This window comes from Flavobacterium sp. FlaQc-49 (assembly GCF_044005985.1).
In the GTDB taxonomy this organism is placed as follows: Bacteria; Bacteroidota; Bacteroidia; order Flavobacteriales; family Flavobacteriaceae; genus Flavobacterium; species Flavobacterium cupriresistens.
Map to the genome: position 1 here is coordinate 126209 of NZ_JBIPCS010000004.1, position 15102 is coordinate 141310.

Sequence of the window (15102 nt, forward strand, 5' to 3'; positions counted from 1 at the left end):
ATGTTTTTATTTGGAGCAAGTGGGCATTGCAAAGTCATAATTGATATGTTTGATTATGGAGAGGTAAGTTTTATTATTGATGATAATCCATTAGTGGATAGTATATTTAATATACCAGTTTTCAGGACGGAAGATAAAACCATTGCATCAGATGAGAGGTGTATTATCGCAATTGGCAATAATTCAATAAGAAAAAAAATAGCAAATAATCTGAATTTAAAATTTGAATCAAAAGCACATCCAAAAGCAATAATTTCTAAATATTCAGAGATAGGAGAAGGGACAGTAGTTTTTGCCGGTGCGATTTTAAATGCCAATTCAGTGATAGGTAAACACTGTATTGTTAATACAGCTGCAGTTATTGAGCATGATTGTATTTTGGCAGATTTTGTTCATCTTAGTCCAAATGCTAGTTTGGCTGGAAATGTTATTATAGGTGAGGGAAGTCATATTGGAATTGGAGCAACAGTAATTCAGGGTGTGAAGATTGGAAAATGGGTGACAGTCGGAGCAGGGGCCGTAGTAACAAAAGATATACCAGATTATGCAGTTGCGGTTGGGATACCCGCAAGAGTTATAAAAATAAATAATAAAGAGGATGAGTAATAAAAAAATATGGCTTTCTTCTCCACATATGGGAGGAAGTGAACAAAATTTTGTAAAAGAAGCTTTTGATACGAATTGGGTAGCGCCATTGGGGCCTAATGTAAACGGCTTTGAAGCTGATTTGGAAAATTACCTCGGAAATGATTCTTTTATTGGAGCGCTAAGTTCCGGAACTGCAGCAATTCATTTAGGACTTATACTTTTAGATGTAAAGCCGGGTGATGAAGTAATTTGTCAAAGTATGACTTTTTCGGCATCTGCAAATCCAATAATGTACTTGGGAGCAACTCCAATCTTTGTTGATAGTGAAATTGAAACATGGAATCTTTGTCCAATTGCTTTAGAAAAAGCAATTGTTGATAGAATATCTAAAGGAAAAAAACCAAAAGCCATAATTGCGGTACACCTTTATGGAATGCCTTATAAGGTTGAAGAAATTAATTCAATTGCAATTAAATATGATATTCCGGTTTTAGAAGATAGTGCTGAGGCATTGGGGAGTCATTTTAAAAACCAAAAATGTGGAACTTTTGGAGAAATTGGAGTTTTATCTTTTAATGGAAATAAAATAATTACAACTTCCGGAGGTGGTGCAATAGTAGCAAAAAATAAAGCAGTAAAAGATAAAGCTGTTTTTCTGTCTACTCAGGCACGTGACAATGCTCCGCATTATCAGCATAGCGAAGTTGGATATAATTATAGAATGAGTAATATTTGTGCTGGTGTTGGTCGTGGACAAATGGAAGTGCTGGATGCTCATATTCAATTAAGAAGAGGAATGAATAGTTTTTACAGTAACTTTTTTAAGAATGTTGAAGGAGTAATTGTTTTAGCAGAGCCAAACGATAATTATTTTTCAAATCACTGGCTTTCAGCAATAACAATTGACCCTGAAAAAACTGGAGGAAAAACAAGAGAGGATTTAAGACTTGCTTTTGAAAAACAAGATATTGAGAGTAGGCCTCTTTGGAAACCAATGCATTTACAGCCAATATTTGAACAGTATCCATATTATGGAGAAAAAATAGCTGAAGGTTTGTTTGAAAATGGATTGTGCTTGCCTTCAGGATCTAATCTGACCAATGAAGACAGAGATAGAATAAAAGAAGTAATGGTTGCTTTTTTTAAATAAATTAAAAATTTATGTCAATGAATTTTAATTCATTTATCATTTTATATGGATATAGAAAAAACGTTTATAGAGGATTTAATAATTTTAACTCCATCAGTTTTTGAAGACGCTAGAGGTTCCTTTTTTGAATCTTTTAATAGTAATACGTTTAGAGATCTAGGTGTAAATTTTCAATTTGTTCAGGATAATCAGTCTTTTTCTAAAAAAGGAACTATAAGAGGTTTACATTATCAAAATCCTCCGTTCGCCCAAACAAAGTTGGTACGTGTTCTGCAGGGCCAAATTATGGATGTTGCGGTAGATTTAAGGAAGGACTCGCCTACTTATGGAAAATCATTTAGTGTTATATTATCGGATACAAATAGAAAACAATTATTGGTACCCCAAGGATTTGCACATGGATTTTCTGTTTTAAGTGATACTGCTTCGGTACTCTATAAATGTGATCAATTTTATAATAAAATAGCTGAAGGAGGTATTAAGTTCGATGACCCAAGTCTACATATAGATTGGGGAATAGATATTGAAAAAGCAATCGTTTCTGAGAAAGATAGAATTCTTCCTTTTATGGGAGAATGTAATAGTGAGTTTTGATGAGAAAAATTTTGGTTACAGGTGCAAAAGGCCAATTAGGTTCTGAACTTTACCTCTTGTCGAGTAAATATCTACAATATGAGTGGGTTTTTGCAGATAGAGATAAAGTGACCCTTGGCGATTTAGAGTTATTAGAATGTCAGTTATCTCAAATTAAGCCTGCTATAATTTTAAATTGTGGAGCTTATACAGCGGTAGATAAAGCTGAAACAGAGAAAGATTTGGCTTTTACTATTAATCATTCAGCAGTTGAGTTAATTGCAAAATATGCTCAAAAAAATGGAACTAAATTAATTCATATCTCAACGGATTATGTCTTTGACGGTAGTTCTTCTATTGCTTTAGACGAGGAAGCGGTGACTAATCCTATTAATGTTTACGGTGCAAGTAAAAGAGAAGGAGAAATTGCTTGCCTTAAGGAATGTGAAGATGCAATTATAATAAGAACTTCCTGGGTGTATAGTAAATTTGGCAATAATTTTGTGAAAACAATGCAAAGATTATTGCAGGAAAAAGAATCAATCAGTGTCGTAAATGATCAAAAAGGTTCGCCAACATATGCAGGTGACTTAGCCGAGGTTATCATGTCGATAGTTGATTCTGGTAAATGGACAGGAGGAATTTACAATTATTCGAATGAAGGTGAAATAAGCTGGTACGATTTTGCGCTAAGTATAAAAGAATTTGGGGAATATAATTGTGATATTTTAGGTGTCCCTTCCTCAGTTTATCCCTCTATAGCAAAACGTCCTGCTTTTTCGTTGTTAAATAAAAGAAAAATAAAATCTGTTTATGGGATTGAGATTCCAGAATATAAAGATAGTTTAAGGAAAATGTTTGCCTAAAAAAAGGATTTTATTATTATAAAATAAATGTTGAGAATCGACTTTGATAATGAAATTTAAAATTATAGTATTATGAAAGGAATTATTTTGGCAGGAGGTTCAGGTACCCGTTTACATCCTCTAACACTTGCAGTAAGCAAGCAAATGATGCCCGTGTATGATAAACCGATGATTTATTACCCATTATCAACGTTGATGATGGCAGGAATAAATGAAATATTAATCATTTCTACTCCTTATGATTTACCAAATTTTAAAAAATTGTTGGGAGATGGGGAGGCATTAGGTTGTAAATTTACTTATGCAGAACAAGCTGTTCCTAATGGTTTAGCCCAAGCATTTGTAATTGGTGAACAGTTTATAGGAGATGACGATGTCGCTTTGATATTAGGTGATAATATATTTTTCGGGTCAAACATGCAAGAGCTTTTAAAATCTAATACGAAACCAAACGGAGGTGTAGTTTTTGCGTACCATGTTTCAGATCCAAAACGATATGGAGTAGTTGAATTTGACATAAATCTAAAAGCGATCTCAATTGAAGAAAAGCCTGAAAAACCTAAATCGAGTTATGCTGTTCCCGGATTGTATTTTTATGACAATTCTGTAGTTGAAATTGCCAAGAATATAAAACCAAGCGCTAGAGGCGAATATGAAATAACAGATGTCAATAAAGTATATCTTGAAAAAGGTAATTTAAAGGTAGGCATTTTAAGCAGAGGTACAGCTTGGTTAGATACAGGGACATTTAACAGTTTAATGCAAGCGGGTCAATTCGTGCAGGTTCTGGAAGAACGTCAAGGCCTAAAAGTAGGGTGCATTGAGGAAATAGCATGGAGACAAGGTTTCATAACTTCAGAACAATTAAAAAAACTGGCAGAGCCATTAAATAAATCAGGTTACGGGGAGTACTTGATAAATCTTTTAAATTCTGATATAAAAGACTAAAGCTATTATTTTTAATTGAAATGAATTTTTAATATCTTTAAATTTGTATTTTTGTAGAAATTACATATTAAGATTTTCAAAGCAAATCAAACCAAATTGAATACAGATAAACCAACCAGAATCACGGATTTCTTACATAGTTATTTTTCGCCAAGAAATCTAAGAGCCAATATTAATAACTTAAGTTACTTACCTAGGTGGATTATTGTTGGTATAGACGTAATGGTATTAGTCTTTTCCTTTACTTTTACTTATATGTTGTTTGAAGGAACAGCATTGGGATACATTGTTACTTCACATCATTTTTACTTTGTAACCAGTTTAATTTTTATTAATATCTTTTTCTTTTGGTTATTTAGGACTTATTCAGGAATTATTAGACACTCGTCTTATATTGACGCTATAAAACTGTTGTTTTCACAAATGTCAGTTTTGGTATTCTTTTTGTTTTTTAACCTGGTATTTGAGTTGTATTTCGGGCACAAAGCGTTTTTAAATACAGCATTGTTTATAAATTTAGTTTTATCTTTTTGCGGTTTGTTTTTATACCGTGTAATAGTCAAACAAACTTTCGAATTGTATTTTTCTGAGAAAACCAGTTCTAAGTTAATCAGAACCGTTATTTATGGTACCGATGCTAATGCTATTTCGGTAGCCAATGCATTAAAATTTGAATCTCCTTCCAGATTTAAAATCGTTGGTTTTGTAGATAAAAACAATCAAAATGCATCTAAACGAATGTTAGATCTACCGATTTTGATTTTAAGAAAAAAATTACCGGCATTAATGCGTTCTGTTGCTGCAGAAGGCGTAATTATAGCGGATAAAAGTTTGTCGAAAGAAGAACAATTGATTATCGTTGATCAGTGTTTAGAGTTTAATTACAGGGTTTATACAGTACCTCTTATTTCTGACTGGGAGAATCAAAAAGAGATTTCACAGAAAGTAAAAAATATTCAAATTGAAGATCTATTAGAGCGAAAACCTATCGTTTTGGATAGTAAATCAATTTCGAAACAGCTAAAAGACAAGACAATTCTTATTAGTGGTGCAGCAGGGTCAATAGGGAGTGAGATAGTAAGACAAGTATTAGGGTTTAACCCTAAAAGAATCATTATTTTGGACAATGCCGAAACTCCCCTTCATAATTTATGCTTAGAAACTTTAAGTATGAACAGTGAAACAAAAATAGTTGCTGTAATTGCTGACGTAAGGAGTAAAAAAGCATTAGAAAAGGTTTTTAAAACCTATAATCCGCATGTTGTCTATCATGCTGCGGCATATAAACATGTACCATTAATGGAAGAGAATCCGTCTCAGGCAATTTTAACAAACATTAAAGGGACTAAGAATTTAGCCGATTTATCCTGTAAGTATAACATCAAAAAATTTGTTATGGTTTCTACGGATAAAGCCGTTAATCCTAGCAACGTGATGGGGGCTAGTAAAAGAATTGCGGAGAAATACGTGCAGTCTTTATTTTTGAAAAATCAAAGAGAAGAGAATCAAACCGCAACAAAGTTTATTACGACTCGTTTCGGAAATGTTCTGGGATCAAATGGGTCTGTTGTGCCTTTGTTCACCAAACAAATTGCTGAAGGCGGACCGGTAACGATTACGCATCAGGATATCATTCGTTATTTTATGACTATTCCCGAAGCATGTCAGTTGGTGTTAGAAGCCGGAGCGATGGGTAACGGTGGAGAGATTTATATCTTCGACATGGGTAAACCGGTAAAAATTATCGATTTAGCGAAAAAAATGATTAAACTGGCAGGTTTTATTCCTGACAAAGAGATAAAAATAAAAATTGTTGGATTAAGACCGGGAGAAAAACTATACGAAGAATTATTAAATGATACTTCTAAAACATTACCCACTTATCACAATAAAATCATGATAGCGCAGGAGATACAGGATGAATATGAAAATTTACATACAGAGATCGAAGAGCTTATCGGTATTGCAGATTTTTATGATAATGACGATATTGTTACTAAAATGAAAAAAATAGTTCCGGAATTTAAAAGTATGAATTCGACTTTTGAAGTTTTGGATAACTAGTTTTGGTAAATTAAATTTTGATTATAAGAGGTATATTAAAAGGTGTTTTTTAAAAAAACGCCTTTTTGCTTTTTAAATAATTTTTAAGGAAGCAAAAATCTTGTTAATTGAATATACCGATAAAAAAGCAGGCCCCAATTTTAAATAATACTATTGCAATTTTATTGTGATATAAGTAAAAATGAACAATACAAATACTACTAATGACTGGCTGTTTGAAATAACACCAAAAAACAGATTCTTCTCACTAAATCTTAAAGAGATTTGGCAATATCGGGATTTACTGTTTCTTTTTGTAAAGCGCGATGTTATTACGGTTTACAAGCAAACTGTTTTAGGACCGCTTTGGTACTTGATTCAACCGCTGTTTACGTCAATAACTTTTACTATAATATTTAATAATGTTGCCGGAATTAATACCGGTACTGTTCCTCCGTTTTTATTTAATTTGGCCGGAATAACTGTATGGAACTATTTTACAGCCTGCCTTAACGGAACATCAGATACTTTTAAAGCAAATGCCGGAATCTTTGGTAAAGTCTATTTTCCCAGAATCATAACACCACTTTCAGTTGTGATTTCTAATTTAATCAAGTTCGGAATACAATTTTTTATTTTTATTGCTTTCTATTGTTATTATGCTATTCAAGGAAGAGACTTAAGTTTTAATAGTCTTGTATTGTTTTTCCCTGTTCTTATTCTCATCATGGGAATTTTAGGATTGGGACTAGGAATGTTGATTTCCTCAATGGTAACAAAATACCGTGATTTTAGCTACTTAATTGGTTTTGGAATACAGTTACTAATGTATTTGTCTGCCGTAATGTATCCAATGGATTTGATTAAACAAAAACTGCCGGATTACGGTTGGATTGTAACGTATAATCCTTTGGCTTATATTATAGAAACTTCCAGATACATGCTTTTAAATGTTGGTGAAATATCGATTTTAGGGTTATGTTATACCGTCACGATTACTATTGTAGTATTTTTTATTGGACTTTTAGTTTTTAACAAGACTGAAAAAAGTTTTATTGATACCGTTTAGTTTAAAATTTTAAAAGAGTCAACTTATAATTTACCATTGGAAAAAGATATCATATTAAAAGCCGAAAATATTTCTAAACAATATCGTTTAGGTCAGGTTGGTACAGGAACCATAAGCCATGATTTAAACAGATGGTGGCATCAATTGCTAGGAAAAGAAAATCCTTATCTGAAAATCGGAGATACAAATGATCGTTCTACCAAAGGAACTTCAGACTATGTTTGGGCCCTTCAGGATATTAATTTTGAAGTTGAACGTGGAGAGGTGTTGGGAATTATCGGTAAAAACGGAGCTGGGAAATCTACACTGTTAAAAATATTATCAAAGGTAACGGCGCCAACAACGGGCAGTATAAAATCACGCGGTCGTATTGCTTCACTTCTTGAGGTAGGTACAGGTTTTCATGGTGAAATGACCGGTCGTGAGAATATTTTCTTGAACGGTGCCATTCTGGGTATGACCAAAAAAGAAATCGCTTCAAAACTGGATGAAATTATTGAATTCTCAGGTTGTGAACGTTATATTGACACCCCCGTAAAAAGATACAGCTCCGGAATGACGGTTCGTTTGGCTTTTGCAGTTGCAGCTTTTTTAGAACCCGAAATTTTGGTAATTGACGAGGTTTTAGCTGTTGGAGATGCCGAGTTTCAGAAAAAGGCAATTGGTAAAATGCAGGATATTTCTAAAGGAGAAGGGCGTACAGTTTTGTTTGTGAGTCACAATATGGCAGCAGTGAAGAGTTTGTGTACCAAAGGGATTATTTTAGAAAATGGTAAAGTTGTTTTTGAAGGCGAAATAGAAAATGCAGTAAGTTATTATCTTGGTGGTGGTGCTGAAGCAATGAATTTGAAAACATTTGGAAAAGAGTATGACCTTCCGATTTTCAAATTAAACGAAATTTCTTTACATAATTTAGGAAGAAGTTCTGATACTGTATTACTGGAGAATGAATTAATTATTCTGAATACAAAAATAGATATAAAAGTAAATGATGCACAGAGATATCATATAACCTATCACTTGTTTAACGAAATGGGCGAGGCAATGTTCTCGTTCTCTAATGCAGGATCATTTTCTTTAAAGGGTGGAGTAAATAGGATCACATGTAATTTTCCGGCGTCTTTTTTCCAGTCGGGGCAATATTTTCTGTCGCTTTTTATAGTCGAAGATTCAAAACAACCCATTTTTGTTGAAAATGATATTATTTCTTTTACGGTTGTAGATTCCGGAAGGGAATTAGGAACTTATATGGGGAGGGAGCCCGGTTATATAAAACCACAATTTGAATGGAGCATAGCGTAAATAGTCAGATTAAATTTTTAATAGCGTAACGAATGCCGAAAAATCTAAAAGTCAGTGTATGCATGATTACCTATGGGCATGAATCATTTATTGAAGAAGCAATCAATGGTGTCCTTATGCAGGAGGTTGATTTTGACTTTGAATTGATCATTTCCAATGACGCATCTCCTGATAACACTGATGAAATCGTAAGGTCAATTATCAAAAATCACGCTAGAGGAAATAGGATTAGATATATAAAACACGAGACGAATATTGGAATGATGCCAAATTCTCTTTTTATTTTAGAAGCTAGTAAAGGAGAATTTATTGCCGTTTGTGAAGGGGATGACTATTGGACTGATCCATTGAAACTGAAAAAACAAATTAGTTTCTTAGAATCAAACCCGGATTATGTAATGTGTTTTCATCGTTGTCAATTTCTTACACTTGAAAACGGAAAGAATAAATTTGTTGATCAGGATCTTGAGGTAATTGATTACGAATATAACTTATATGGTTTACTGTATCACTGGAATATTCCGACAGCATCGATTTGTTTTAGGAATGTTTTTCTGGAGGAAGAGAATGTTTTTCCATATGATTTTTTAAATGTTCAAAGTGGAGACATCGCTCTTGCGTCTTATCTGTTTCAGTTTGGGAAATTCTTTCTTTTTAAGGAAATTATGAGTGTTTACAGGGTTTTTGGTTTAGGAGTATCTGTAACGCATAAAGATTTGAGAATGATACATTACAGAGCAAATTTATATTACAGAATTAATGAATATTATAGCTTCAAATATGAAACAGAAATTTATCAGGCATTGCATGATGTAATGAACAGATACGCTCCGGTTTTATGTATTGAAAAAAATGCAGTAAATAATTACTCTTCAAGAAAATTAATATATATACTTTTTCGCAGGCTGAAAAGAAAAATTACAAGAAGATGAATCCCCTTGTTTCTGTAATTGTACCCAATTTTAATCATGCTGTTTTTCTGGAAAGAAGATTAGAAAGTATATTCAACCAGAGTTATTATAATATTGAAGTAATTTTATTAGATGATTGTAGTACAGATAATAGTCGTCAAATTCTTTCAAACTACGCTAAAAATCCAAAGGTAAGTCACTGTATTTTTAATGAAATTAATTCAGGAAATACATTCATACAATGGCATAAGGGTATACAATTAGCAAAAGGAGATTTTATTTGGATTGCTGAATCAGATGATCATTGCGAACCCAATTTTATAGAGGAGTTAATTAAACCTTTGATTGAAGATGTAAGTATTGTTTTATCTTATTCTCAATCAAATAAAATGAATGAGTTAGACGAAATTACAGGAAGTTGGTTAGATTATACTTTAAATTTGGATGATTCAGCGTTTGACAAAAAAATTGTAATGGATGGTAATATATTTGTAGAAAAATTTTTAATTTATAAAAATGTCATCCCAAACGCAAGTGCTGTTATTTTTAGATTTAAGAATAATTTTCAAGCCGAGTATATTACAACAGACAAAGAGTTACGATATTGTGGCGATTGGATTTTTTATTTTAAAGTATTACTGAACAATAAAGTAGCATTTACTCCAAAAAAATTAAATAATTTTCGCTACCACAACAAAAGTGTAATTGCAAAAGCACTCAAAGCGGATGATAAGATGAAATTGTTGAACTTAGATCTTGTTATGCGTTCTAATATGAATGATTTTTTATACTCGAAGAAACCTTTTAATTATCTGAATATTGCGGCGGTGAATACTAAAATTATTAGAGAGATCAAGTACAATAAAGCACTACTATTATTTGAAAGTAAAGAATATTCGAAGTGGTTTGGATACCTTATAATGATTCCAGGTACATTTATTACTAAAAATAAATATTTTAGAAGGTTTAAGAGAAGATTGTTTTTGTATTTAAAGCTCAATGATAAGTGATGATTTCTATTATTATATGCTCGCGTAAAGATAAAATCGATCCAAAATTTGAAGATAATATTCGAAATACAGTTGGAACTAATTTTGAACTTGTACTAATTGATAATTCTACTAATAAATATTCGATTTTTCAGGCATATAACCTGGGTATTCAGAAAAGTAGAGGAGATATATTGTGTTTTATTCATGATGATATCTTATTCCATACTAAAAATTGGGGACTGCTTTTAAAATCAGAATTTAACAATTATCCTGATTTTGCTCTTATTGGAATTGCTGGTGCAAAAGTCAAAACCCAATTTCCGACAGGTTGGTGGGATTGTGAAGATAAGTACAAAGTAATAAACATCATTCAACATGAAAAGGGAAATGTTACAAAGGAAAATTTTGGATTTGAAGATGGTGATCTAAGCGAAGTTTATGTTATTGATGGTGTATTTATGGCTTTAAAAAAAGGTCTAAATATAGAATTTGAGACAAGCTTGGGGGGATTTCATGGTTATGATTTAAATTTATCGTATGAAGTAATTGGAAAAAACAAAAAAATAGGAGTAACAAATAAAATTCTTATAGAACATCTCTCTATTGGGAGATTAGATAAAACATGGCTTTTTTCAATGATGCTTTTTCATAAAAAGTACCAGAAGAAATTAAAAAAGTATAAATATAGTTACGAGCAGGAGTTTTTTGCCGGTAAGGCGTATATAGATCATTGTCTGCGTATTTTAGGCAAAAAAGAAGGATTGATTTATCTTTTTTCAATTTTTCAGTTTAGCTCTTCAATAAAAATAATTTTTTCTTTAGAAAAGTACTTCTATATTAAGTTAAAAAAATCATGAAAATAAGTGTAGTCATAGTTACTTTCAACGGTATGAAATGGATCGAAGATTGTATAAAATCTATCTTGGAAAGTGCATTGTTACCAGAAATAATAATTGTAGATAATTGTAGTACCGATAATACAGCTGCGTTTTTAAAGCATAACTATTCTCAAAAAATTAAGCTCATCGAATCTAAAGAAAATTTAGGATTTGGACGAGCGAACAATAAAGGCATTTTACTAGCACTTGAATTAAACAGTGATTTTGTTTTTTTATTAAATCAAGATACCGTTATAGAAAAAAAGACTATCGAGAAACTCTTGGAGGTCGCAAATAATAATACGGATTTTGGCATAATCAGTCCGATACACTCAGATGGGAAAGGCGTTTCGTTAGACGTAAGTTTTTTGTATTACATAAATCGTCAATGTTCAGATTTAATTTCTGATTCAATTTTAAATAATACATTAAAGGAAATTTATTCAGTAGAAATGATAAATGCTGCTGCCTGGTTTTTACCAAAAAAGACATTTGAGGTTGTGGGAGGTTTTGATCCTATGTTTTTCTTGTATGGTGAAGACGATAATTTTTGTCAAAGAGTGCTTTATCATAATTTAAAAATAGGAATTACACCTTCAACGGTTATAAAACATGATAGTGATAACAATTATACTGTCAATTTTTCCAAAGGTTCTGAAAAATATTACAATAGATTTTTAAATAGAATAAGAGTTAAGTACGCTGATGTAAATTCAGAAGAGTATAAAAAAATTGATAGAATAAAAACATATTTTTTTAAAGAAGCAGTTGTGAGTTTATTAAAACTTGATTTTAAAGGATATTTAGTAAATAAGACCAAATGCAGATTGATAGATAAAAAAAGCATTAAAAATAGTGTTTTGCAAAATAGAGAAACTGGTAAAAAATATTTAGTGTAAATGATGCAATCAAATGTAAATAATCTTGTATCTGTAATAATTCCTTGTTATAATGACCAGAATTATATTCAGCAAGCAATAAATTCGATTAATAATCAAACGCATAAAAATGTTGAGATTATTATTGTAGATGATGGCTCAGACTTTGCCACAAAAGAAGTTCTTAAAGGGATAAGACAGGAAAAACTCATCATTTTATCTCAAGAAAATGCAGGGCCGAGTGCTGCGAGGAATAATGGAATAAAACAAGCTAAAGGAGATTTTATTTTAACGCTGGATGCAGATGATTATTTTGAGAAAGATTTTATTTCAAAGGCTTTAAATTGTCTCATGCTAAATGATAAGTTGGGTTTGATTAGCTGTTGGATAAATGTTTTTAGTGACAAAAAAGGTGTTTTAGAAAAATTTAAGCCTGAAGGAGGAGATTTAAAAATATTAATTCTTGGTAACGGAGCATCAGCAGGAAGTGTTCTTTTTAGAAAGCAATGTTGGATTGATGCAGGTGGTTATGATGAAAAAATGAGAAAAGGATATGAAGATTGGGAATTTAATATTTCAGTTGCCAAGGCTGGTTGGAAGATTAATATAATAGAAGAATATCTTTTTTATTACAGGAAAAAAGAGGAATCGAGAAATTCTCAGGCAGATAAATTTCATAAATATGAGTTATGGAAATATATTTATATCAAACATAATGACTTATGGAATGCAAACCATGAGTTAATGATAAATAATATTTTTTCTCAGATGGAAAGAATTGAAATAGGGTCGCATAATCTTCGGAAATCGATGGATTATAAGATTGGGAGAATGTTTTTAAAGCCTTTTCGTTTTATTAAAGGTTTTTTTGTTTAAATAAAAAATAGATAAAGTGGAATATTCAAAATTGGTTTCAATCGTCATTCCGTGTTATAATGATAAAGATTATATTGAAGAAAGCGTCAATTCGGCTTTAAGTCAAACCTACCAAAATACCGAAATTATTATTGTAGATGATGGATCAAATGAAGCAACAAAAAGGATTTTATCGAGTTTCAATCATAAAAAAGTAAAAATAATTACTCAAGAAAACAAAGGACTAAGTGCGGCTAGAAATATAGGAATTATAAACTCCAACGGTGACTATATTGTAACCTTAGATGCCGATGATATTTTTGAAAATTCTTTTTTAGAAAAAGCAGTCCCCATTTTAAATTTAAAACCAGATATTGGTGTTGTGGGTTGTTTCTCGAACTATTTTATAAAACGAGATAAAATAATAGGTAAAAACTGTCCCACAGGAGGGAATATAGACAGTTTCTTATTTCGTAATAACACAATGGCCAGTTCTTTATTTAGAAAAAAATGCTGGTATGATGCTGGCGGTTTTGACGAAAAAATGAAAAAAGGTTATGAAGACTGGGAATTTTGGATTTCAGTTACCAAACAAAATTGGGAGGTATTCGTTATTGAAGAATTTCTTTTTAACTACAGAAAAAAGGAAAATTCGATGCTTCAGATCACTAATCTTTTATACGAAGAAGAAAATTACTACTATGTATTAAACAAGCACAAAGAACTTTATACAAGAGATTTTGATAAAACTATTGATTTTCTACAAAGAAGAACATTAAGATACAAATCAAATGAATTAAAAAGATTAAGTTCTGTCGATTATAGATTGGGAAATATGGTTTTAAGACCATTGAGGTTTTTTAAAAAATGTATTTCTTCGCTATTTGCAAATTAAATTATTAACAATGAAAAGAGCTATTTATAAATTGCTTTCAAAATGGAGTGCGATAATTAAAAATGAAAAACAAAAGAAGGAAACAACTCGTTTTTTATTTAGATATGATTTTATAAAAGATTTAGTAGTTAAAGCACTTTTATTTATTCAGTATTTATCCTGTAATGTGCGAACGAGTAATGCGGTTAAGAATAAGAGATGAATCAGCCACTAATTTCTATAATTATACCAGCTTATAATCGAGGACATTTAATAGATGAAACTTTAGATAGTATTTTGGCTCAGACTTATTCAAATTGGGAATGTATTGTTGTTGATGATGATTCAACAGATAATACAGAGGCTGTTGTTGAGGAATATGTAAAAAAAGACAGTCGTTTTTATTTTCATAAAAGGCCTAAGAGTAAAGTAAAAGGAGCTAATTCTTGCAGGAATTTTGGTTTCGAAGTAAGTAAGGGAGAATGGATAAAGTGGCTCGACAGTGATGATATTATGTATACAGAGGGTTTATCTTCAGAATCAAAACTGATAAATGAATATTCAAAAGTTATACTCTCTCCTTTGGTACTTTATGATTTTGATCTAAAAAAAGAAATTAAAAAAAGTACTGTTTTTTCAGTTAATTTAGTTCATGATTATTTTACAGCTAAAGTAGCATTATATGTATCGGGGCCTTTGTGGAAGAGGAGTTTTCTAAATAAGCAGGATTATCTTTTTGATGAAAAAATATCAAATGTAGATGATTGGGATTTTAATATGAGAATGTTATATGAAAAACCAATTATTGAATTTAATGAAAAGCCGATAATTCTTTACAGAATACATTTGGATTCTTTGTCGCATGAGGTGGTAAAAGGGAATAAAACTGAAATAATTTCAGTTTTAAATGCTTTAGAAAAGCATTTAAAACTAATTAAAGTAAATAAAATAACAACATACAAGCCTTTATTAAAATACACTCATATTTATTATAAAAGAGCAATTTATAATGCATTATCCTCTAATCAGGATTATACATTCTATTTATATTTGAGAATATTCAAAATTCATTTTTATAATTGGTATGATTTGGCAGGGCTTATTAAAGTTAGTTTTGGGTTTTTAGTATATAAGTTCTTTAATAAGGGATATGTTTTTTTTAAATAAATGATAAG

At 31.1% G+C, this 15102-nt stretch carries 16 protein-coding genes; all 16 read left to right on the forward strand.

Annotated elements, in window-relative coordinates; genetic code table 11:
- The 16 genes from ACHRV3_RS10105 to ACHRV3_RS10180 all read left to right on the forward strand — a co-directional run bounded on the left by ACHRV3_RS10105 (position 1) and on the right by ACHRV3_RS10180 (position 15094).
- The gene (locus ACHRV3_RS10105) at positions 1-606 is read left to right on the forward strand and encodes an acetyltransferase (RefSeq protein WP_395427705.1); all 606 of its coding nucleotides are present in this window, start codon (positions 1-3) and stop codon (positions 604-606) included.
- Positions 599-1738, forward strand: coding sequence for a DegT/DnrJ/EryC1/StrS family aminotransferase (locus ACHRV3_RS10110; protein WP_395434528.1), 1140 nt, complete (start codon positions 599-601; stop codon positions 1736-1738). The genes ACHRV3_RS10105 and ACHRV3_RS10110 overlap by 8 nt, the downstream gene beginning before the upstream one ends.
- 45 nt (positions 1739-1783) lie before the next feature.
- Positions 1784-2332: a dTDP-4-dehydrorhamnose 3,5-epimerase gene (gene rfbC, locus ACHRV3_RS10115; RefSeq protein WP_395434529.1), complete on the forward strand. Its 549-nt coding sequence runs from the start codon at positions 1784-1786 to the stop codon at positions 2330-2332.
- Positions 2332-3177 carry a dTDP-4-dehydrorhamnose reductase gene (gene rfbD / locus ACHRV3_RS10120; RefSeq protein ID WP_395434530.1) on the forward strand — a complete coding sequence of 282 codons (846 nt, stop codon included), beginning with the start codon at positions 2332-2334 and terminating at the stop codon, positions 3175-3177. Before rfbC ends, rfbD begins: the two co-directional genes overlap by 1 nt.
- A 72-nt stretch (positions 3178-3249) precedes the next feature.
- Positions 3250-4125: a glucose-1-phosphate thymidylyltransferase RfbA gene (rfbA, locus tag ACHRV3_RS10125; RefSeq protein ID WP_395434531.1), complete on the forward strand. Its 876-nt coding sequence runs from the start codon at positions 3250-3252 to the stop codon at positions 4123-4125.
- A gap of 96 nt (positions 4126-4221) precedes the next feature.
- Complete coding sequence (locus tag ACHRV3_RS10130) at positions 4222-6189, forward strand: nucleoside-diphosphate sugar epimerase/dehydratase (protein WP_047774232.1); 1968 nt, start codon at positions 4222-4224, stop codon at positions 6187-6189.
- A gap of 181 nt (positions 6190-6370) precedes the next feature.
- Entirely contained in the window at positions 6371-7237 is an 867-nt protein-coding gene (locus ACHRV3_RS10135) for an ABC transporter permease (RefSeq protein ID WP_047774231.1), read from the forward strand.
- A 36-nt stretch (positions 7238-7273) separates the two neighbouring features.
- On the forward strand, positions 7274-8539 hold the full coding sequence (locus ACHRV3_RS10140) for an ABC transporter ATP-binding protein (RefSeq protein WP_047774230.1): 1266 nt from the start codon (positions 7274-7276) through the stop codon (positions 8537-8539).
- 32 nt (positions 8540-8571) lie between these two features.
- Positions 8572-9471, forward strand: coding sequence for a glycosyltransferase family 2 protein (locus ACHRV3_RS10145; RefSeq protein WP_395434533.1), 900 nt, complete (start codon positions 8572-8574; stop codon positions 9469-9471).
- Positions 9468-10460 carry a glycosyltransferase family 2 protein gene (locus ACHRV3_RS10150; protein WP_395434535.1) on the forward strand — a complete coding sequence of 331 codons (993 nt, stop codon included), beginning with the start codon at positions 9468-9470 and terminating at the stop codon, positions 10458-10460. The genes ACHRV3_RS10145 and ACHRV3_RS10150 overlap by 4 nt, the downstream gene beginning before the upstream one ends.
- The gene (locus ACHRV3_RS10155) at positions 10460-11299 is read left to right on the forward strand and encodes a glycosyltransferase (RefSeq protein WP_395434536.1); all 840 of its coding nucleotides are present in this window, start codon (positions 10460-10462) and stop codon (positions 11297-11299) included. The genes ACHRV3_RS10150 and ACHRV3_RS10155 overlap by 1 nt, the downstream gene beginning before the upstream one ends.
- Positions 11296-12219 (forward strand): glycosyltransferase family 2 protein, encoded by a 924-nt coding sequence (locus ACHRV3_RS10160; RefSeq protein ID WP_395434538.1) that lies wholly within the window; start codon positions 11296-11298, stop codon positions 12217-12219. The genes ACHRV3_RS10155 and ACHRV3_RS10160 overlap by 4 nt, the downstream gene beginning before the upstream one ends.
- The gene (locus ACHRV3_RS10165; RefSeq protein WP_230003291.1) at positions 12220-13074 is read left to right on the forward strand and encodes a glycosyltransferase family A protein; all 855 of its coding nucleotides are present in this window, start codon (positions 12220-12222) and stop codon (positions 13072-13074) included. It abuts the gene before it with no gap.
- Between the two features lie 16 nt (positions 13075-13090).
- On the forward strand, positions 13091-13948 hold the full coding sequence (locus tag ACHRV3_RS10170; protein ID WP_395434539.1) for a glycosyltransferase: 858 nt from the start codon (positions 13091-13093) through the stop codon (positions 13946-13948).
- A 10-nt stretch (positions 13949-13958) separates the two neighbouring features.
- The gene (locus ACHRV3_RS10175; protein WP_395434541.1) at positions 13959-14150 is read left to right on the forward strand and encodes a hypothetical protein; all 192 of its coding nucleotides are present in this window, start codon (positions 13959-13961) and stop codon (positions 14148-14150) included.
- Complete coding sequence (locus tag ACHRV3_RS10180; protein WP_230003286.1) at positions 14147-15094, forward strand: glycosyltransferase family A protein; 948 nt, start codon at positions 14147-14149, stop codon at positions 15092-15094. The genes ACHRV3_RS10175 and ACHRV3_RS10180 overlap by 4 nt, the downstream gene beginning before the upstream one ends.
- Positions 15095-15102: the final 8 nt, after the last annotated feature.